Source organism: Gemmatimonas sp. (genome assembly GCF_021298855.1).
Lineage (GTDB): Bacteria > Gemmatimonadota > Gemmatimonadetes > Gemmatimonadales > Gemmatimonadaceae > Gemmatimonas.
In genome coordinates this window covers 50261-70621 of sequence record NZ_JAJTHI010000016.1, presented here as the reverse complement: position 1 = coordinate 70621, position 20361 = coordinate 50261, and the positions used below count along the sequence as shown (strand labels likewise).

Annotated in this window: 15 protein-coding genes; 9 read left to right on the top strand and 6 right to left on the bottom strand. The window is 69.0% G+C overall.

Translation table 11 applies throughout. The features are described 5' to 3' along the window. Positions 1-10: 10 nt before the first annotated feature. Genes hisA through hisIE form a run of 5 tightly spaced genes read left to right on the top strand, consistent with a single transcriptional unit; the run spans position 11 to position 3460 of the window. Entirely contained in the window at positions 11-724 is a 714-nt protein-coding gene (gene hisA / locus LW840_RS06765; RefSeq protein WP_343213687.1) for a 1-(5-phosphoribosyl)-5-[(5-phosphoribosylamino)methylideneamino]imidazole-4-carboxamide isomerase, read from the top strand. Beyond that, entirely contained in the window at positions 721-1269 is a 549-nt protein-coding gene (locus tag LW840_RS06760) for an imidazoleglycerol-phosphate dehydratase (protein WP_291260531.1), read from the top strand. The genes hisA and LW840_RS06760 overlap by 4 nt, the downstream gene beginning before the upstream one ends. A 1-nt stretch (position 1270) precedes the next feature. Beyond that, on the top strand, positions 1271-2044 hold the full coding sequence (gene hisF / locus LW840_RS06755; protein ID WP_291260532.1) for an imidazole glycerol phosphate synthase subunit HisF: 774 nt from the start codon (positions 1271-1273) through the stop codon (positions 2042-2044). Positions 2045-2054: 10 nt separating this feature from the next. Beyond that, entirely contained in the window at positions 2055-2840 is a 786-nt protein-coding gene (gene hisN, locus LW840_RS06750; protein ID WP_291260533.1) for a histidinol-phosphatase, read from the top strand. Further along, a complete protein-coding gene (hisIE, locus tag LW840_RS06745) occupies positions 2837-3460 on the top strand; it encodes a bifunctional phosphoribosyl-AMP cyclohydrolase/phosphoribosyl-ATP diphosphatase HisIE (protein WP_291260534.1) in 624 nt (207 codons plus the stop codon). The genes hisN and hisIE overlap by 4 nt, the downstream gene beginning before the upstream one ends. A gap of 22 nt (positions 3461-3482) precedes the next feature. Here the strand turns inward: hisIE and LW840_RS06740 are convergent, their stop codons facing one another. From LW840_RS06740 to LW840_RS06725, 4 genes are all read right to left on the bottom strand, one after another. Beyond that, positions 3483-4994, bottom strand: coding sequence for a Gfo/Idh/MocA family oxidoreductase (locus LW840_RS06740; protein WP_291276674.1), 1512 nt, complete (start codon positions 4992-4994; stop codon positions 3483-3485). 75 nt (positions 4995-5069) lie between these two features. After that, positions 5070-5816, bottom strand: coding sequence for a DUF429 domain-containing protein (locus LW840_RS06735; RefSeq protein ID WP_291267933.1), 747 nt, complete (start codon positions 5814-5816; stop codon positions 5070-5072). 279 nt (positions 5817-6095) lie between these two features. Then, a complete protein-coding gene (locus tag LW840_RS06730; protein WP_291276673.1) occupies positions 6096-7367 on the bottom strand; it encodes a pitrilysin family protein in 1272 nt (423 codons plus the stop codon). 203 nt (positions 7368-7570) lie between these two features. Continuing rightward, complete coding sequence (locus LW840_RS06725; protein ID WP_291276672.1) at positions 7571-9013, bottom strand: pitrilysin family protein; 1443 nt, start codon at positions 9011-9013, stop codon at positions 7571-7573. 202 nt (positions 9014-9215) lie between these two features. Here LW840_RS06725 and murB point away from each other — a divergent pair, with 202 nt between their 5' ends. The 4 genes from murB to LW840_RS06705 all read left to right on the top strand — a co-directional run bounded on the left by murB (position 9216) and on the right by LW840_RS06705 (position 17108). After that, complete coding sequence (gene murB / locus LW840_RS06720) at positions 9216-10145, top strand: UDP-N-acetylmuramate dehydrogenase (protein WP_291267931.1); 930 nt, start codon at positions 9216-9218, stop codon at positions 10143-10145. 531 nt (positions 10146-10676) lie between these two features. After that, positions 10677-14423, top strand: coding sequence for a TonB-dependent receptor (locus LW840_RS06715; RefSeq protein WP_291273365.1), 3747 nt, complete (start codon positions 10677-10679; stop codon positions 14421-14423). A gap of 131 nt (positions 14424-14554) precedes the next feature. Next, on the top strand, positions 14555-15898 hold the full coding sequence (locus LW840_RS06710; RefSeq protein WP_291268252.1) for a hypothetical protein: 1344 nt from the start codon (positions 14555-14557) through the stop codon (positions 15896-15898). 292 nt (positions 15899-16190) lie between these two features. After that, positions 16191-17108, top strand: a complete 918-nt coding sequence (locus tag LW840_RS06705; protein ID WP_291276671.1) for a polysaccharide deacetylase family protein — start codon at positions 16191-16193, stop codon at positions 17106-17108. Positions 17109-17173: 65 nt separating this feature from the next. Here LW840_RS06705 and LW840_RS06700 read toward each other — a convergent pair whose 3' ends face one another. Together LW840_RS06700 and LW840_RS06695 are read right to left on the bottom strand one after the other, a co-directional pair. Next, complete coding sequence (locus LW840_RS06700) at positions 17174-17635, bottom strand: hypothetical protein (RefSeq protein ID WP_291276670.1); 462 nt, start codon at positions 17633-17635, stop codon at positions 17174-17176. Continuing rightward, positions 17620-20265: a DUF5916 domain-containing protein gene (locus LW840_RS06695; protein WP_291268255.1), complete on the bottom strand. Its 2646-nt coding sequence runs from the start codon at positions 20263-20265 to the stop codon at positions 17620-17622. The genes LW840_RS06700 and LW840_RS06695 overlap by 16 nt, the downstream gene beginning before the upstream one ends. Positions 20266-20361: the final 96 nt, after the last annotated feature.

Here is a 20361-nt window from a genome sequence, read left to right as displayed (position 1 = left end):
GGACAACCGATTGATCGCCATCCCCGCGGTGGACCTGCGCGCCGGCCGGTGCGTGCAGCTCGTGGGTGGCGACTACGAAGCCGAACAGATCCGGCTCGACGATCCGGTGGCCGTGGCGCGTGACTGGGTGCGCGAGGGATTCACCCGACTGCACGTCGTGGATCTCGACGCCGCCACGGGGCGCGGTGGCAACGCCGACCTCATTCGCGAGATTCTCGCCACCGCCGGCGTGCCGGTACAGGTGGGGGGCGGCGTGCGGGAGGAATCGCGCATCGAGCGCCTGCTGGAGGAAGGCGCCGAGTGGGTCGTGGTGGGCACGCGGGCCGTGGAAGACGACGACTGGCGCCGCGAGATGGCGCACCGCTTCCCGGGGCGTCTCATCGTGGCCGCCGACGTGCGGGAACGCCTGGTGGTCACCAAGGGTTGGGCGGAGACATCACGCCGCAATGTGGTGGACTTCGTGGAGGAGCTGTCGCAGCTGCCGTTGGCCGGGGTGTTGGTGACTGCCGTGCACCTCGAAGGCCGGTTGCAGGGCACCGACCTGCCGCTCATGGAAGACGTGGCAGAGGCGTGTGCCTGGCCGGTGTTCGCCTCGGGTGGGGTGAGCAGTCTGGATGACATGCGGGCGCTCGAGCACCGCGGCCTGGCCGGCGCGGTGCTGGGCATGGCCCTGTACACAGGCGCGATCGACTCGCGCCGTCTCGCAGAGGAGTTCGGCGCATGACCGTCGTGGTTCGGGAATCGAAGGAAACACGGATCCGCATTGCGCTCGACGAGCCGATGCCCGCCCCGCCCACCATCAGCACCACCGAGCCGTTCCTCGATCACATGCTCGTGGCACTGTCGAAGTACGCGGGAGTGCCGTTCGACATTCACGCCACGGGTGACCTGCGGCATCACCTCATCGAAGATGTCGCCATTGCCCTGGGGCAGGCCTTTGCCGCGCATACGCCGGCCACCTGCGCGCGCTATGGTGAACGCACCGTCCCCATGGACGACGCGCTGGTGCAGGTGGTGATCGACATGGGCGGTCGCCCCTACTACCGCGGTCCGCTGCCCAGCGGCCTGTACGATCACTTCATGCGCTCCTTCGCCGACAACGCCAAGGCCACCCTGCACGTGCGCGTGCTGCGTGGCACCGACCGGCACCACATCGTGGAGGCGGCGTTCAAGGCGCTGGGTTTCGCGCTGCGTGAGGCGCTCGTGGAAACCGGCGCGGTGTTCAGCACCAAGGGCTCCGTGACGCTCGAGATCAACGGACAGGCCTGAGATGCTCACCCGTCGTGTGATCGTCTGCCTGGACGTGAAGGGTGGCCGTGTGGTGAAGGGGGTGAACTTCGTGGGACTCCGTGACGTGGGCGATCCCGTGGCGCTCGCCGCACGGTACGAACACGAAGGGGCCGACGAAATCACCTTCCTCGACATCTCGGCCAGCGCGGAGGAGCGCGCCACCCTGCTCGACGTGGCGCGCCGCACCGCGGAACAGCTCTTCATTCCGCTCACCATCGGCGGCGGTGTACGCACCGTCGACGACGTGGGGCGTGCGCTGCGCGCCGGCGCCGACAAGGTGTCGCTCAACTCGGCAGCGGTGACGAACCCCGCGGTGCTGACGGCCGCGGCGGATCGGTTTGGCGCCCAGTGCGTGGTGGCCAGCATTGACGCGAAGCAGAACGCCGACGGCGTCTACAAGGTGTGGGTGAAGGGCGGTCGCGAGGAAACGCCGCTCGAGGCCGTGGCGTGGGCGCAGGAATGTGTCGCGCGTGGCGCCGGAGAGATTCTCCTCACCAGCATCGACCGGGACGGCGCCCGTACGGGCTACGATCTCGAGATCACCCGCGCTGTGGCCGATGCGGTGCACGTGCCCGTCATTGCCTCGGGCGGTGCCGGTACGGCGGCACACCTGGTGGCTGCCGTGCAGCAGGCAGGAGCCGATGCGGTGCTCGTGGCGGGCATCCTGCACGACGGACTCACCACGGTGCACGCGCTCAAGGGGGTCATGCGCGACGCCGGCCTGGTGGTGCGTGAGGCCCTGGTGACGCCATGATGGTGACGCCATGAGCGAGCACTCGCAGTCCCTGTTGCAGGCGGCCACCGAAGTGGCCGAGTATGCCGCGCGCGTGGCCATGCGCTGGTACGGGGCCGGGGTGGCGGTGGAGACCAAGGGCGACGGCTCGCCGGTCACCATTGCCGATCGCGAGGCCGAGCGGGAGGCGCGCGCGTGGATCGAGGCCCGCTTTCCGCAGGATGGCCTGCTGGGGGAGGAATTCGACGATGTGCGCCCGCACGCCACGCGGCGGTGGATCTTCGATCCGATCGACGGCACCAAGGCCTTCGTGCGTGGCGTGCCGCTGTGGGGGACACTGGTGGCCTGCTGCGAAGGAGAGACCGTGCTGGCGGGGGCGGCCTGCTATCCCGCCGTGGGCGAAACGGTATCGGCGGCCCCTGGTGAAGGGTGCTGGTGGAACGGGGCGCGGGCGAGCGTCTCCACCACCGGCACGTTGCGTTCCGCCACGGCACTCATCACCGACAGCCGCTTTCTCGAGCGGCCGCACCGCCGCGATGCCTGGCACGCGCTGGCGGCGGAGGTGGCCGTATGCCGCACGTGGGGCGATTGCTACGGCTACCTGCTCGTGGCCACCGGACGCGCGGAGATCATGGTGGACGACATCATGAACCCGTGGGATTCGGCGGCGCTGCATCCCATCATCACCGAGGCGGGCGGCCGCTTCAGCGACTGGCGCGGGCGAGACACCGCGTTCGGTGGCGATGTCATTGCGACCAACGCGGCGCTGGCCAACGCGGCGCGCCGGTACCTGCTCGAAACCCCGGACCACTCATGACCACGCGCGCGCTCCTCGACCTTGACTCCCTCGACTTTGCCAAGGGCCAGGGGCTCGTCACGGTCGTGACCCAGGACGCCGGCACCGGGGTGGTGCTCATGGTGGCCCACGCCGACCGCGAGGCGCTCGAGCAGACGCTGCGTACCGGCGAGATGCACTATCGCTCACGGAGTCGCGGACTCTGGCACAAGGGCGGCACGAGCGGCCATGTGCAACGCGTGGTGTCGCTCACCGCCGACTGCGACCGCGATGCCGTTCTGGCGCGTGTCGTACCGGCCGGGCCCGCCTGTCATGATGGGACCACGTCCTGCTTTCGTGACGCCGCGCTGGCCAGCGATGCGCTGGCCGCGCTCGACGCCACCATTGCCCAGCGCGCCGCCGCACCGGCGGCAGACGGTGCGAAACCCAGCTATACGCAGCAGCTGCTGGCCGACCGCAACCTGCGGCTCAAGAAGCTCGGGGAAGAAGCGGTGGAGCTGGCTACCGCGTGTGTCGATCAGGACCGCGCCCGCGCCGTCGAGGAGACGGCCGATCTCGTGTATCACGCCCTGGTGGCGCTGCGGGCCGTGGGCGGGACACTCGATGACGTGCGCGCCGTGCTTGCGGCACGGGCACGCTGACGGACGCGACCCGACGGCGCGTCTACAGCTCCCACCCCTTGCGGTAGGCGCGCGTGAGGAACGGATTGGCCTCGGGCGCATTGGTGAACTGCATGTTGGCCGCATCGTACAGCACCTTGCGTCCCTGACCGGCGCGCAGCGCGGCAATGCCCAGCAGCATCGTTTCGGTCAGCGGGGCCGCCTGCGAGAAGGGGGAGCTGGTCTGCGCCTGTCCCTTGGCGGCCTGAATCCAGTTCTGCTCGTGCGACACCGTGATGCGCGGAATGGTCTTGGCCACCGCTTCGGCGCGCTTGGCGGTGCCCTCGGGGTAGATGCGCGGCCGGTCGCCGTACGTCTCGTGAATGAGCAGCCCCTTGTCTCCCACGATCATGGCCCCGCCGCCATCGCTGCCGGGGTTGGAGATGGGCGCTTCGTCGGGGAGCATGGCCGGACGCGGCGGCAGCAGCCCGCCATCGTACCAGTAGAGATCCACCGGCCCGCGCTTGCCCACTGCCGGGTACGCGAACTGCGCCGTCATGGCCAGGGGATAGGTGGCGGGGTTCTGCGCACCGCCGCCCCACGGGCTCGAACTGGCGGTAATGCTGGTGGGATACGTGAGCTCGAGCGCCGTGTACGCCTGATCGATGAGGTGGGCCCCCATGTCGCCGATCGCACCCACCCCGAAGTCGAGCCAGCCGCGCCACGCGAAGGGATGATAGGCCGGATGATAGGGGATTTCCGGTGCCGGTCCGAGGAAGAGATCCCAGTGGAAGCCTTCCGGGGGCGAGTGATCATTGCTGGCCATGGCAGCCCGCACGGCGTTGTCCACCGTCCCCATGTTCCACTGCGGGCGCGGGTTGGTGTTGAGCACGGCGGCGCCGGCGGCGCGGGGACGCGGAATCCCCTGGGCCCAGTAGCGCACCGGCCGATCGGTCCACACGTGCACCTCGTGCACCTTGCCCAGCACGCCGGAGCGCACGATCTCGATGACGCGATGTGAGCCTTCCATGGAGTGCCCCTGATTGCCCATCTGCGTGGCCAGCTTGGGGTTTTCGGCCGCCTTGCGCGCCAGCAGCCGGCACTCGTGCACCGAATACGCGAGCGGCTTCTGCACGTACACGTGCTTCCCCAGCGACATCGCCGCCAGAGCAATGGTGGCATGCAGATGATCGGGCGTGGCAATGAGCACCGCGTCGATGTCCTTCTGCTTCTCCAGCATCTGCCGGAAGTCGGTGTACTTGGCCGCCTTGGTGTAGGCCTCCCCCAGCTGCACGTTCTGTGCGGTAGGCTGCCCCTCGCGCGGCTTGAGGCGCCCCTGCAGCGACCGCTCGACGAACGGGAAGTCCACGTCGCAGACGGCCACGATGTTCTCGGTGAGCATCTGCGACATGTTGCTCATGCCCATGCCGCCGATCCCCACGCAGGCAATGTTGAGCGTGTCGCTGGGTGCGCGGTACCCCTGCCCGCCCAGCACGTGGCGCGGCACGATCATGGCGCCCATGGCGAGGGTGGCGCTGGTGCCCACGAAGTCACGGCGAGAGAAGTGGCTGGACATTGGTGTGTGGCGGGTGGAGGAACAGGCGGCGGGACGCGGGGGGCAGGAGGCGGGAGGCCGATGCTGCCGTACGCACTAGTAGAGCGTGCTTGGAATCATGATATAGCCTTCGCGCCAGCTTCCGTCGAGACGATGCGGGGGCTCACCGGCGAGGGTGACGCGCTGGGTGTGCCCACGAGACCACGCCAGCGGGGCGAGGCCACCCACCACCGCCTGCAGCTGGTCGTGCGTCGGTGCGCGATCCAGTTGCAGCGGCACCCGCGCCGTGAGCCGTGCGACGGCCTCGCGCAGGGCGTCGGGCGTGGTGCGCCCCTTCCCCGGCACCGGCGTCAGCCCGAGGCTGCGCCACGCCGCCGTGGGAAAGGTTTCCGTGACGAAGCGCGCCCCCCGATCGCCGGTTGCGCCCTGTTTCTCAGGCACAGCGTGCCCGCTGCCCGGCAGCGCGTACCCGTACCGTGTGGTGAACCGCTCGAAGAGCGCGATGGAGAACTCGGTAAACGCGAGATAGCCGCGCGGCTTCACGCCGTCGGGCGGCAACCCCGTCTTCCCCGGCGCGCGCACCGCCTTCTCGCTCATTCGGCAATGCGGGGCATCGGTGCCGGGGGCCTTCCAGCCGAGTGGCCCGTCGATGGCGATGCCGGCCACGTGGTGCCGTTCGGCGAGCGCATGCAGCCAGTCGGCCAGCGTGTGCGCGTGCGGCGGGTCGGCGAGCAATGCGTCGACGATGGTCGCTTCGATGCCGGTTTCGGTGGCGTCGAGCAGCACGACGCCGATGTCGCGATGGCGCTTGTAGGCCAGATCGACGGACAGAACGCGCGTCACCGTCGGTCGGGGTCGGGGGGAAACGCGTGATCACGGAGATCACCGAGGTGGGGGAGGGCACAGAGCACCGCATTCATTCAGGCATCTCCCTGAATGGGGCGGGAGTGGACCACGTCACACGGAGCTCCGCTCGTGAAAGCAGCTCCGCACGTGAACGCCGTCCCTCGTGCGTTGTGGCCGTTCTCCGCTTTTCTCCCACCGCTCGGTGATCTCCCTGAGCACGCGGTTCCTCCCTCGCCACGCACCGCGAGCAAGAGGTCCACGCGCTGTGCCGTTTGCTCAGAAGCGCAGCAGCCGCGCCGGCGTGACCTTGGCCGGGTCGCCCACGTAGGCCCAGCGCACCTTGCGCATGTAGGTCCGCGCTGCGCGCTGGATGTCCTCGGGCTTCACGGCGCGCAGCTCCTGCACGAAGCGGCTCGCGCGCCGGAAGTCGCCCTGATACAGCTCCGCCCGCGCCAGCATGTTGGCCTGATCGGCGTTCGTTTCGTTGTCGAGGAAGTAGGTGACGATGAACTGCTGCACCAGCTGCTCGAGTCCTTCCTGCGTGATGATGCCGTCCTGCAGCGCCTTGACCTGCTGCAGCATGATGCTGAGGACCTCGTCGGGCTGTGTGGTGGTCACATACAGGCCGCCCAGGGAGAAGGCGTGCTCCACGAACGGGGCGTTCACCGAGTAGGACAGGTTGCGGCGCTGACGCACTTCGCCAAAGAGGCGGCCCGAGAGCACGGCACAGGCCAGGCGCAGCGCCGCGTAGTCCTGGCTGGTGGCTCGAGGACCGTGGAAGTAGCCCTGCAGATAGTTGGTGGGCAGCGCGCGCTTCTCCACCACGTAGCCCGACGGGAGGTCGGCCGGCGGAGCGGGAGGGCTCCAGGCGTAGCTGCCACGGGGAAGCCGGCCGATGGTTTCGCGCACGAGCTTCTCCACGCGCGTGCGTGACACGTTGCCCACCACCACCAGCATCATGCGCGACGTGACCATCTGCGATGCGTGATACGCGCGCAGCTGCGCCCCCGTGATGCCCTTGAGCGAGGCCTCGGTGCCCGTGGGTTCGAGCGCGTACGGATGGCCGTCGAACGTCATGCTGTCGGCCAGGAAATCGAGCAGCGCGTCGGGGCTGTCCTTGCGCTGGCTCACGGCCGTGACGAACTGCTCGCGCACGAACTCCACATCGGCCGGGTCCAGTCGCGGCGCCACGATCCGATCGGCCATGATCGCCCAGGTGCTGTCGAACCCCGCCGTGGTGGCGCGCAAGCCCACGCTGGTCCAATCGACACCGGCACTCACGCCAATGGCGCTCCCCAGCCGCGCCATCTTCGTGCGCAGGAGGTCCCGGGGGTACTTCTGCGTGCCGCGCTCACTGGCTTCCAGCAGCATCAGCTCGATCCCCTGCGTGGCCGAGGTGAGCTGCCGTGAGCCGCCGAGGAGGTAGAGATTGGCCGCCACGACGTTGTTGGCCGTGACACGGCGCAGAATGACGGGAATGCCGCTCACCTCGAACTTGATGGTGAGCGAATCGTCGCCCATCACGGTGGGTGATGTTGGCGCGGCCACGGGTGTGGCTGGTGCCGGCCGTGCGACCGGCCGCCGAGCCGGCGCTCGTGTCGCCTGCGCCGTCAGCTCGCCAGCGGCGCCAAGCACGAGGCCGACACACACCCCCACCACCCTGAACCCTCGACCCCCGTCGCTGAACGGGCGTGATCGCGCCGCCGTTGGCGTCGTTCCCGTGCCGGCCGCCGTTGCCGTCGCTGGATGCATCACGGCTTCACCCCCGACTTCGTGAACGGCTTGAGCAGCTCCGCTTCCGTGAGGCCAATGGCCCGCCGCGCGTCGCTCGACAGCAGCACGCTGGTGACCCGCGGCTTCCCCACGATGTAGGTGCTCGTGTAGCGCAGGAGATCGGTGATGCGCTGCTGTGCCATGCGGTCGGTGTAGCTCATGAAGTAGTCGAGACTGGCCACGCTCCACCAGAAGCCGATGGTGTGGGCGATCTCGCTCGCCTTTTCGATGCCGAAGGCGCTCGATACCGCCCGCTGCGCCTTCACCGCTTCCAGCTCGCGCGACGAGATGTACGTGGGATCACTGAAGCGGGCGATCTCGCGCTCGAGCGCCGCCATGGCCGCGCGGAACTTGTCGGGCGTGGTTTGCCCGCTGATCGAGATGGGCCCCACCTGATTGAGCGTGTAGTAGTTCACCCCCACGCCCAGCCAGAGCCCCGAATCCACGAGGTTCTTCTGGAACGTACTGCCGGGGGTGTTCAGCACATCGCTGAACACGTCGGCGGCAAAGGTGGCGCCGGGATCCTTCCCCACGCTCGGCCCCTGCCACTGCAACAGCACCGCCACCGCGTTGATCGGCTCTTCGCTGATCTGCGCCTTGTTGCTGTCGAGCGGCGGAATGGGCGGAATGGGATCGGCCACGAACGGGTCCGCGCCGCGCGGCCACGAACCGAAGACCTGTTCGGCGAGCGCGAAGATGCGTTCGGGGTCCACGTCGCCGGTGACGATGAGCGCGCAGTTGTTCGGCACGTAGTACTTGCGCTGGATGGTGCGCATCTGCTCCTGCGTCACGTTCTTGAGCACCAGCCGATCGCCGATGGTGTTCTTGCGGCTCCCCTGCCCCGGATACAGCAGCGCGTTCGCCTGCTGCTGGAAGCGGAAGCCGGGCTGCGCCTCGTTGCGATCGTACTCGCCCAGCACCACTTCCTTTTCCCGCGCGAGTTCATCCTCCCGGAACAGCGGATTGATGAGCGCACTCGCCAGGAAACGCAGCCCTCCCGCCACCGAGTCGGCGGGGAGGGTGAGATAGTAGTTCACGCGCTCTTCCTGCGTGGTGCCGTTGAACACCGCCCCCAGCTCGCCGGCGCGATCGTTGAACGCCTGCGCGTCGGGCAGGTCCGTGTTGGCCTTGAAGAACATGTGCTCGTACATGTGCGCGAGCCCCGCGTACTCCGGCGGCTGCGTGAAGGCGCCGTTGCGCACGTTGATCTCGAGCGTGGCAATGGGCACGCCGTGGTTCTCCACGACGATGACCTCCATGCCGTTCGCCAGCACCTTGCGGCGCAGCACCTTTTCGAGCTCGGCGCGGGACTGGGCGTGCAGGGCGGCCGGTGGTGTGGCCGGCAGGGCGGCAACCGTGGCGAGCGCCAGGGCGGCGCGCAGCGACAGCGTACGGAGGCGGCGAAGAGACCGAACGCGCATGAGCGGGTGGGAGGAGAGCACGAACTGCAGGGCGACCCCGCAGTGGGGGTGGCGAGCACTACCCCATGGGACATTAACGGGATCCGCCGGCGGAGGGTTGCTGGCGCCGGCCGACGCCCTCCTCCCGTCGTCAACGACTGACGGCCCGGTACTCCCCCGGCTACATTGGCGTCCGGCCGTACTGCCGAACCCCATCCCGCTGATGACTGTCCCTTCCGCCTTGTCGACCCTCGACGCGTCGCGCCTCACGCCGAACGCGCCGCTGGCTCCGTTCACCACCTTTCAGATCGGCGGCCCGGCGGATTGGCTGTACGATGCCACCTCCGCCGATGATCTCGCCGCCGCCATCACCGCGGCGCGCCATGGCGGCCTCCCCTGGTTCGTTTTGGGGCTGGGCGCCAATGTGCTCATTGGCGACCGGGGGGTGCGCGGGCTGGTGATCCGCAATCGCGCCGCGGCGCACACGATCAGCCCGGACGGGGTGCTGTGGAGCGAAAGCGGGGCCGTGGTCCAGGAGCTGGTGCTCGAGACGGTGCGCGGGGGGTGGTCGGGACTCGAGCACTACATCGGCATTCCCAGCACGGTGGGGGGCGCGCTCTGGCAGAATCTGCACTTTCTGTCGCCGGCCCCCGAGCGCGAGCGCACGATGTTCATCAGCGAGGTGTTCGCCGACTGCGACATTCTCAGCGCCGAGGGGGAGCGGAAGACGGTGGACGCGGACTATATCCGGTTCGGCTACGACGACACGGTGTTCCATCATCGGCGCGACGTGGTGCTGAGCGCGCGCTTCCGGCTCACGAAGGACGACCCGGCCCGCCTGCACCGCATCCTGCAGGAGAACCTCAGCTGGCGTGGCTCACGCCACCCGTGGCTGGGGATACATCCCAGTGCCGGCTCGATCTTCCAGAAGATCGAGGGGGTGGGCGCCGGCCGCCTCATTGACCAGTGCGGCCTCAAGGGCTTTCGCGTGGGCGACGCGCAGATCTCGCACATACACGCGAACATCATGGTGAACCTCGGGCGCGCCAGCGCGGCCGACGTGCGCGCGCTCATTGCGCACGCACAGCAGGCGGTGCGAGAGCGGTTCGGATACGAACTCACGCCCGAAATCGGTTTCATCGGCGAGTTCTAGCGTCGCGCGCGAAGCCGAGGGACGCGAGCGACCGCGGAGATTACGGCAGGAGAGGCCACCACGCGCAATCGACGACGCGTTGGCGGGGACGCGTTGGCGAAAACGCGTTGGCGAGAACGCGCTGGCACGAACGCGCAGGAGCGCGGGCACCGACGCGGGCACCGACGCCAACCGCGACGCCAACCACGACGCCCCGCGACGGCCGAAGGCTCGTCGCCGCGTTGTTCCCCCGCGTTGTTCCCCCGCGTTGTTCCCCCAGCGTCGGTGTCTGCGTCGGGGTCTGCGTCGAGGTCTGCGTCAGTGTCTGCGTCGGTGCCCGCGTCGGAGTCCGCGTCGGGGTCCGCGTCCGTGCCAACGCGTCCCCGCCAACGCGTCGGCGCCAACGCGTCCCTGCCAACGCGTCGTCGATTGCGCGTCGTTCCCCCCGCGTCGTTCCCGAGCCAACGGCAACCCCCGTCTCTCCCCCCGTGTCGTAACGGAACCCGGCCCCCGGCCGTAGCATGGGCAGCCTCCACCTTCGACTCCCCCGACGTGCCCCGTCGTTTCGCGTTCTTCACCGTCCTGCTGCTCCTGCTCGCGCTGGCGGCCCCGCCGGCATACGCCCAGCAGGTCGATGTCATTCGCGGCCGCATTACCGGCGAGAGCAATGAACCGCTCGACAACGTGTCCATCCTGGTCACGTCGCTCTCGGGCAACGTCAACCGCACCGCCCGCACCGACCGCGCCGGCCGCTTCACCATCACCTTTCCCAATGGCGATGGCGACTACATGGTCACCGTGGCGGCGGTGGGGTATGCCCAGAAGCGCTTCGAGGTGAAGCGTGCGGCCGACGAAGACGTGCTGCTCGCCGATGCGAAGCTGAGCAAGGTGGGCACGGTGCTCGAGGCCATGAAGGTCACCGCCGACCGCCAGCGCGTGTCGCGCGGCGAACTGTCGCAGGACGTGGGCGGCACCGAGCGGACGATCAGCAACCTCAACGCGCTGCCGCCCGACCAGATGACGGATCTCGCGGCGCTCGCGGCCACGCTCCCCGGCGTGCAGCTCGTGCCCGGGCAGGATGGCGGGGCCAACGGCTTCTCGGTGCTGGGCCTCGGCGCCGATCAGAACAACACGACCCTCAACGGGATGCTGTTCGGTGGGGCGGGACTGCCGCGCGATGCCGGGGTGTTCAGCGCGCTCGCCACGTCCCCCTACGATGTGTCGCGGGGCGGCTTCAGCGGCGGGCAGTTCCAGCTGCGCACGCGCAGCGGGACCAACTTCAGCAACCGCGGCCTCAGCGTCGTGGGCGACAACCCGGCGCTGCAATGGACCGACGCCGCCGCGCGCGCCACCGGGCAGCAGTTCACCAACGCCTCGCTGGGGGGCACCGTCTCGGGCCCGCTCGTCTTCGACAAGGCGTTCTACGCGCTGTCGTATCAGCTGGGGCGGCGCAGCAACGATCTGCAGACGTTGCTCAACACCTCCAGCAACGGACTCAAGGCCAGTGGCGTGGCCACCGATTCGGTGTCCCGGCTGCTGGGCATTCTCGGCAGCAACCGGGTGCCCATTACCAGCGCCGGTGTGCCCGGCAGCCGTCTCACCGACCAGGGGTCGGTACTTGCCGCCATCGATGTGGCGCCTCCGTCGAGCGTCAGCGGCGCTGCGTACAACATCACGGTGAGCGCCAACTGGAACCGCCAGAACCCGGCCTTCACGCCGCTCACCACGGCACTCCCCAACACCGGCGCGGAACGCATCAGCTGGACCGGCGGCGTACAGGCGCGACACAGTGGCTATTTCACCCTGCGCACGGTCGGCGTGCTCACCGAAACGAGTGCCGGCGTCAATGCCTCCAACGCCACGGGCGATCCCTATCTCGATCTCCCCGCCGGGCGCGTGCGGGTGAACTCGACCTTTGCCGACGGCACCAGCGGGGTGCAGCTGCTCAGCTTCGGCGGCAACCAGTTGCTCAACACCACGCAGCGCACCACCACGGCCATGGCCATGAACACGCTGTCGTGGTTCAGCGGCAACAACAAGCACCGCCTCAAGCTGGGCACCGAAGTGCGGCACGAGGGCTCCGCGCAGGATCAGACGATCAACCGGCTCGGCACCTTCACCTACAACTCGCTCGCCGATCTGCAGGCGGGGCTGCCCCTGTCGTACACGCGCACGCTGTCGCCACGCGAACGCGAGGCGGGCGTGCTCATTGCGGCCCTGTCGCTCGGTGACTCCTACCGCCACTCGCAGACCCTGCAGGTGCAGTACGGCGTGCGCGTGGACGCCAATCGCTTCCTCGATGCACCGGCGCGCAACCTGGCCCTCGAAGAGCGCCTCGGGGTGCGCAACGACCGCGTCCCCAACGGGGTGTTCGTGAGCCCGCGCCTTGGCTTCTCCTGGCAGTACGGCACGGGGCCGCAAATCGGGGCCTTCGATGGCGCCTTCCGCGGACCGCGCGCCGTGGTGCGCGGCGGCATTGGCGTCTTCCAGAATTCGCCGCAACCCACGCTCATTGGCAGCGCGATCGACAATACGGGGCTGCCGAGCGCCATTCAGCAGCTGGCGTGCGTCGGGGCGGCCGTGCCCACGCCCGACTGGACGGCCTATACCAGCGTTGGCAGCATCCCCAGCCGCTGCGCCGACGGCAGCACGGGCACGTTGTTCGCCGTGGGGGCGCCCAACGTGACGCTGTTCGGCTCGGGCTTCGCACCGTCGCGCAGCGTGCGGTCGAATCTGTCATGGAGCGGTCCCGTGCTCTGGAATGTGTTCAACGCCAGCATCGACGCCACCTGGTCGGTCAACACGCAGCAGCAGAGCTTCCTGGATCGCAACTTCGCGGGGACGCGGCGGTTCTCCCTGCCGAACGAAGGCGATCGCCCCGTCTTCGTGAACGCGTCCAGCATCGTGCCGCTCACCGGTGGCATTGCCGCCGGCGACGGCCGGGTGGTGCCGCAGTACCAGCGGGTCACCGAGCAGCTGAGCGATCTGCGCTCCCGCACCGGGCAAGTGAGTGTGCGTCTCTCCCCCATGAGCTTCAGCACCAACTTTGGCTGGAGCGCGAGCTACACCTACGGCAACGTGCGGGAGCAGTTCCGCGGCTTCACGAGCACCGCCGGCGATCCGTTTGCCGTGGACTGGTCGCGTGCGGGGTTCGACTCGCGCCACCAGATCACCTACACCCTCAACTGGAACGCCTTCGACCTCGTGCGCATCGCCTGGTTCGGGCAATTCCGGTCGGGGACGCCCATCACGCCCACCATTGGCGGCGATGTGAACGGCGACGGCTTCACCAACGACCGCGCCTTCGTGTTCGACCCGGCCACGGCAGGCGATCCCCTGGTGGCAAGCGGCATGCGGGCGCTGCTCGAGAACGGCTCCCGCGTGGCGCGTGCGTGCCTCGCCCGGCAGCTCGGCACCTTGGCCGCCCGCAACAGCTGTCAGGGGCCATGGGTGAGCAGCGCGAATCTCAGCATCGGCTTCAACCCGCTCAAGCTGCGGCTGCCCCAGCGCATGAACCTGACGCTCAATGTGGCCAACCCCATTGGCGCCGCCGACCTGCTGCTGCACGGGCAACAGCGGCTGCGCGGATGGGGACAGCAGCCGTTCCTCGACCAGGCGCTGCTGTATGTGCGCGGCTTCGATCCGGTGGCGCGCCGCTATCGCTACGAGGTGAACGAGCGCTTCGCCGCCACCAATCCGCAGTTCCAGCAGTTCCGCGCCCCCGTGACCGTAACCGCGCAGCTGCGCTACGACATTGGTCCCACGCGCGAGCGGCAGGTGCTGACGCAGTCGCTCGACCGTGGCCGGCGCACCGACGGCATCAAGGCCAACGCCGCCACCATCAAGGCGCAGTTCGGCAACGGCGGTGTGCCCAACCCGATGGCCACCATCCTGCGTGATCAGGACACGCTCAAGTTGAGTGCCGATCAGGCCGACGCCATCGCCACGATGAACCGCCGGTACCTGGTGCGTCTCGACTCCATCTGGTCGCCCATTGCGGCGCAGTTTGCCAGCCTTCCCGACGGCTACGACCGGGAGCGCATCTACTTTCGGTATGTCCGGGCGCGGGAAGCCAGCATCGACATGCTGCGGGGGTATGCACCGCAGGTGAAGCAGCTGCTGACGGCGGCGCAGCGGCGCCGGCTCCCGCCATTCATCGCGCTGGCCCTCGACGATCGCTATCTCAAGACCATTCGCTCCGGCACCGCCGGTGGTGGCGGTGCCGGCCTCATGGGCGGCGGCATGATGATGGCCGGCGGCATGGGCGGCGGCGCGCAGACCATCATCATGCGGCAATAACCCAACGACAAGGAGGCAGGGGGCGGGCGGCAGGAGTCAGGCAGCAGCCTCCCTGCCCCCTGCTCCGTGCCTCCTGCTCCGTGCCTCCTGCTCCCTGCTTCCTGCTTCCTGCTTCCTGAACCAACCCACCGATGAAACGCCTCTTCGCCACGGCCACACTCGCGCTGACCGCCGCGCTGACCGCCGCGCTCACCACCGCTCACGCCCAACCCGGCAGCTCGACCTCCCGCCCCCCCATCCGCCCGCTCGGCCCCGTCGCGGCTGCCACGACGGACTCGCTCGGTACCATCACCAACGTGCGCGCGCTCCCCGGTGGGCGCCTGCTGGTGAACGACATCAGCGCACGGCGGGTGCTGCTCCTCGACTCCACGCTCGCCATCGTGAAGGTCGTGGCCGACACCACCCCGGGCAATCCCAACGCCTACGGCAGCGGCATGGCCAGCCTCATCGCCTTTCGGGGCGACTCCACGCTGTTCGTGGATGCGCAGTCGCTGAGCATGCTGGTGATCGATGCGAACGGGGAGGTGCAGCGGGTGATGTCGGTGCCACGCGCGCAGGACGCCATGATGCTCGCGGCGGGTGGCGTGGGTGCCGGGGCCTTCTACAGCAACGGACATCTGGTGTACCGCGGCATGCCCGCCATTCGCATGCAGATGGTGAACGGCACGCCGCAGATGTCCGGCATCCCCGACACCATGGCCATCACGCGCGTGAATCTGCAGACGCGCGTGGTGGATACGGTGGGATTCGTGAAGATTCCCCGCTCGCTGCCCACGATCACCCGCACCGACGACGGCAAGATGAACGTGTCGATCGAGGTGAATCCGTTGCCGGTGGTGGATGAATGGGCCGTGCTCCCCAACGGCGACGTGGCCTTCGTGCGCGGACGCGACTATCACGTGGATTGGGTGGAGGCCAACGGCACGCGGCGTTCGTCGCCCAAGATGGCGTTCGACTGGAAGCGCCTCACCGACGAGGACAAGGCGAAGCTGGTGGACTCGGTGAAGACGCTCCTCGACAAGCAGGCGGCCGCGAATCCCGGGCAGGGGGCGGCCATGGCCACGGCGTTTGGCAGCATGATGGGCGGGGGGGCCGGCGGCGGGGCGCCGCGCGTGCAGATGATGATCCGCGCCGAAGGCGGGCCACCGGGGGCCGGGGGGCCGGTGCGCGCGCCCCAGGTGGCCCCACCCCGGATCAACGTCGTGACGGCGAGCGAATTGCCCGACTACCAGCCCCCTTTCTTCGCCACCAGCACCCGGGCCGACGCCGACGGCAATCTGTGGGTCCTCACCATTCCCACCAAGCCGCAGCCAGCCGGCAGCGTGTACGACGTGATCAACGGCAAGGGCGACGTCATCGAGCGCGTGCTCGTCCCCGAGGGGCGTCAGGTGCTGGGCTTCGGCCCTGGCGGCGTCGTCTACCTGGGGAAGCGCGACGGCACCTCCACCGTGATCGAGCGCGCCCGCGTGAACTGAGCCGCCCAGGCAGTCGTTCAGACCTCGAGCCGCCGGGCTTCGCGGCGTTGCTCGCTTGCCCTCGTGGTCGTCCGTCAGTTCGTCGGTCCATTCGTCGTTTCTCTCTTCCCTTCATGACCGTCTGGTCCTTGACGCTCGCGTCTGCCCGGAGCGATGCCCCGCGAACGTGCCATCCGCGCGCCGTGCCGCGGGTGATGCGCCGCATGGGTGGCAGGTAATGGGGGTATCGACGACGTACCGCGCCGCGCTCCGAACGGTGGCGCGGTTGGCAGGGAGCCGCGTCGGGGCCGCCGTGGCGAACACCGTTGGCCTCCAGCCCCGATCGATCTGGTGTCTGCACCGGTTCGTCCGCCCTGGTGATGCATGGACGGGCGATTCGGTCGAGACCGTTGGCCACATCATCCGGGTGCTGTCGGCACGGGGCGTTCGCTTCGTGGCGCTTGACGATCTCCTGTCGGGCGCGCCGTTGGGCGGGCCGGCCGTGGCCGTGACGGTGGACGACGGCTATGCCGACTTCGCGACGCACGCCTGGCCGATGTTCAAGGCACTCCGCTGCCCCGTGAGCCTGTTCCTGACCACCGGACCGGTGGTCGAACGACAGTGGTTCTGGGGCGATTACCTCGACCATGCCCTGAGTCGATTGCCCCGCCCACACGTCGACATCGAGCTGGTGGGCATGCGCGTGGAGCTCACAGACCCCGAGCGGCGGCGACGGATGGGCCGCCAGCTGCGTGGCGCGCTCAAGCTGGTGCCCGACGACGAGCGCCGGGCCGTACTGGCGGACCTCGCCCGGCAGGCCGGCGTCGATGCCACCGAGGCGCCCTCGGCACCGTATCGCGCGTTGGAGCCCGTTCAGGTCGAGCAGTTGGCCGCGGAAGGGGTCCAATTCGGCGCGCACACCGTCACGCACCCCATACTCAGTCGCTGCAGTGCCGCCGTTGCCCGGTGGGAAATCACGGAATCCGTGCGGATCGTTGGGGCGATGACGGGGCGTCCCGTCACGACGTTTGCGTATCCCAACGGGATGCTGCACGACTACGGTGCACGCGAGGTGGCGGTGCTGGGGGCGATCGGGGTACCCGTGGCCGTCACGACATCCCGTGGTCGCGTCGTGGACACCGCCGATCGCCTGCGCCTGCCGCGCCTCGTCTTCCGCGCCGACCTCGGGGTCATGAGCCGTCGCGTCATGGGGTACCCGCTGTCGTTGTGAACCCCGACCATGCCAAGGCCGCGCACGCCGGCGTGCCGTGAGCGCTGGCGGGTGGGATGATCCACCTACGGCGAGAAGCGCACCTCGCGACGCGCCGTCCGGCACAGTTTCTCCCCCGCTCGGCAGTAGCTGGTGACCAGCGTTCCCTCGAGCGGCAGGTCAGCGGGGCCCAGCGGCAGCATCACCGCACCCACGAAGTACGCACTGTCGCTGGTGACGGCCGGCCCCCGAAACGCAAGGCGCCGGCCGTTGCTCGTGGTGAGCACCGGCGGCTGCAACGCATTGATCTGATCGCCCGAATCGGGGAGCATGACCACGCGGGCGCCCTGAGCCGTGCGGTCGAGACGCACCGGCGGACCGCTGTCGATCTCCACCGGCCCCACCTTGGGCAGCGTGGGTATGGCGGAGATGCTCGGCGCGGCGCTGTCGGCCGCGGGGAGCGCCGCGTCGCGCCCGCCGGTGCAGGCGGCGACGGCCAGCGACAGGGTCAGGAGCCGCGTGTTCCGGCGCATCATCGACCGATCCATTTCGAATACTTGATGAGAAAGACGTGGCGCCCCGGGTCGGCGAAGGCACGGCCCACCTGGTTGGCGACACCGAAGTTGGCCACCTCGAGCTCCACCTCGCGCTGCTGCGACCAGACGAAGAAGAGTGCCGAACCGGGCTGGTACTCCCACCGCAGCACGGCATTGCCGCGTAGCGCCCGCACGGTGAAGTCCTGCGTGGGCACGATGAAGGCCGGGGATGGCCCCGCGCCGTCGGGGTCGATTCGCTGCCCGCCGCTCACCGTGGTGACCTCTCCCGCGTCCACGCCATACTCGGCAAACCGGAATGCACGCGGCGTGGTGAACTCCTTGAACCGGGAGAACTGTCCCGCCGATGCGAACGGCTGCAGGAACAGCTGCAGCGACAGCCAGGGCGAAAAGGTCCAGTCGAGCCGCGTGTTGAGCCGCGCCTCACGCTGCTGCACGTTGGCGAAGACATACCGCGCGCCGAAGGTTGCAGCCGCACGCGGATCGAGCGCACGCTGCACGTACTGATCGACGGCGCGCGCGGTCGAGTACTCGGGGCCGAGACGCAGACGCAGCTGCGGCAGCGGCCGCCAGTCGATTTCCGTTTCCACGCTCACCTGACGGCGCCCCGCCACATCGGTGCTGCGCCCGAGCTCGAGCGACAGGATGATGGGCTTGCGCGAGTCGGTGGTGAGTTCGAACCCCTGATCGAGCGACCGGGGCCGCACGGCCAGCGGCCCACCGCGCAGCAGGCGATCACTGAGGGTTTGCGGCGAGACCGAGTTGCGCAGGGACAGCTCCCAGAAGTTGAGTAACGTCACCTCGCCGAAGAGCGCGTACCGCTGCTCCACCTGATCACCGCCGAAGTTGTCGGCGAAGGTGCTGAAGGTGCCAAGCGACCAGGCCCGCGACCAGCGATTGATGAACGGGTTGCGATACTGCAGCGCCGTACTCACCGTGCGGAAGTCGGAGCGCACCTGGAAGCCGAGGTCGTTCACTTCGAACCCCGGGCTCGTCTCCTCGTAGGTCACGCTGCCCAGCACGCGGTCACCGGCGGTCTTGGCGAGGGACAGGGCCGCGTAGTGTCCCCCCAGCGCCGTGCGGGACGGGTCGAAGGTGAGATGCGCAGCATCGGGCCGCTGAAAGCTGCGGTAGTTGGCGCGCTGCAGGCGCTGCAGCACCGCCGTGCTCCCGCGCACCTGACTGTAGGACAGGACGCCGCTGATGGTGTACGTGCGATTGCGCCAGGCGTGCTCCCAGTCGACACCGGCCACCGTGGCGCTCGAGGCCACGCGCGCGGCGAGCAGTGAGTCGTCCAGTACCCGCCGCGTATCGGAGAGGAAGGCTCCCACACCGGTATTGCCGCCGTTGAGCAACCGGCGGAGGCGCGACACATGATAGTTGGAGAGCGGCTCCACCCCCTCGCGCGTCACCCGACCGTTGCTGCGCAGCACCTCGGCGTGCTCGTGCGGGGTGGTGGCGTTGAGCACCCCGATCTGCCACCCCGACGGGGTGGTGCCGGACAGCTTGAAGGCGCCGGCGATGGGGGTTTGCGCATTGATGCCCACGGCCACGATGTCGTCACCGCTCGGGCGGCGCTGCGGCGCGCGGCCAATGCGCCGACTGTAGAAGAAACTGGGCGGATCGTTGGAGTTGCTCGTGCGCGTGTCCCCGAAGGCAAAGCCGTCGGCGTTCTCGAGGAAGAAGGGGCGCCGCTCCTGAAAGAACACCTCGAACGCGGTGAGGTTGACGACCGCCGGATCGGCCTCCACCTGGCCGAAATCGGGGTTGAGGGTGGCGGTGAGGGTGAGCGACTGCGGCAGCTTCACGCGCAGGTCGCCCCCCACCGCGCCCGCCAACGCCTGCCCCGGCGTGAAGCGGTTGCGCCCCGCTGGTGGCTGCGTCTCCACCTGCGCGCGCACGTAGGGAATGAACTCCGTGCGCGACGGCGGCCGCAGCGAGTCGAGCCCCGTGAGCGTCCCGAAACGGGAGACGAATCCCGGGGCATTGGCCGGCGCCGGCGACCAGAGCGACTCTTCACCAAGGCGCGCGATCTCGCGCGAGAAGTTTACCCCCCACGGGCGCACCGCCCCCACGGCCCCGTTCACGTCGTAGCGCAGCTGCGACAGCGGAATGCGGAACTCGGCCGTCCACCCGGCGCTGTCGACGCGCGCGGCCACGTTCCACACGGCATCCCACGAGTCGTCGGCCTCGGTGTCGTTGAACAGGTACACGTCGCGCAGGACGCCGCGCGGGTTGACCCCGAAGACGAAGGCGGTGCGCCGGTCGCCGTAGCTGTCGAGGCCCAGAAAGAACCAGTCCGAGTAGATATCGTCGGCATCACGGCGTCCGAGCTGTTGCGCGATGCTGTCGGGCGCCGTGTCGAAGTTGCGTACGCCCACGTACAGGGCGTCGGCATCGTACGCCACCCACACGTCACTGCGCTGCGAGGCCTTCTCGCCATTTGCCGGCACGCGCTGCACGAAGCCGGTCGCCGGCGCCGCCTGGCGCCATACCGGTTCGTCGAGCTTCCCGTCCAGAGTGATGGGCGCGGGCAGCCAGTGCGCGCGCATGGTGGGCTGGGCCGACACGGCCGAGGCGGTTGCGGCGCACAATAGGGCCACCGCAAACGAAAAGCGGGACATGAACATCCGTGAAGGATAATCATGCCCCGCCGGGGGTACGTGACGGCACCGGGAGGGTGACGGGGGTGGTACGGGGGCGCCCCTGGCGGGCGCCCC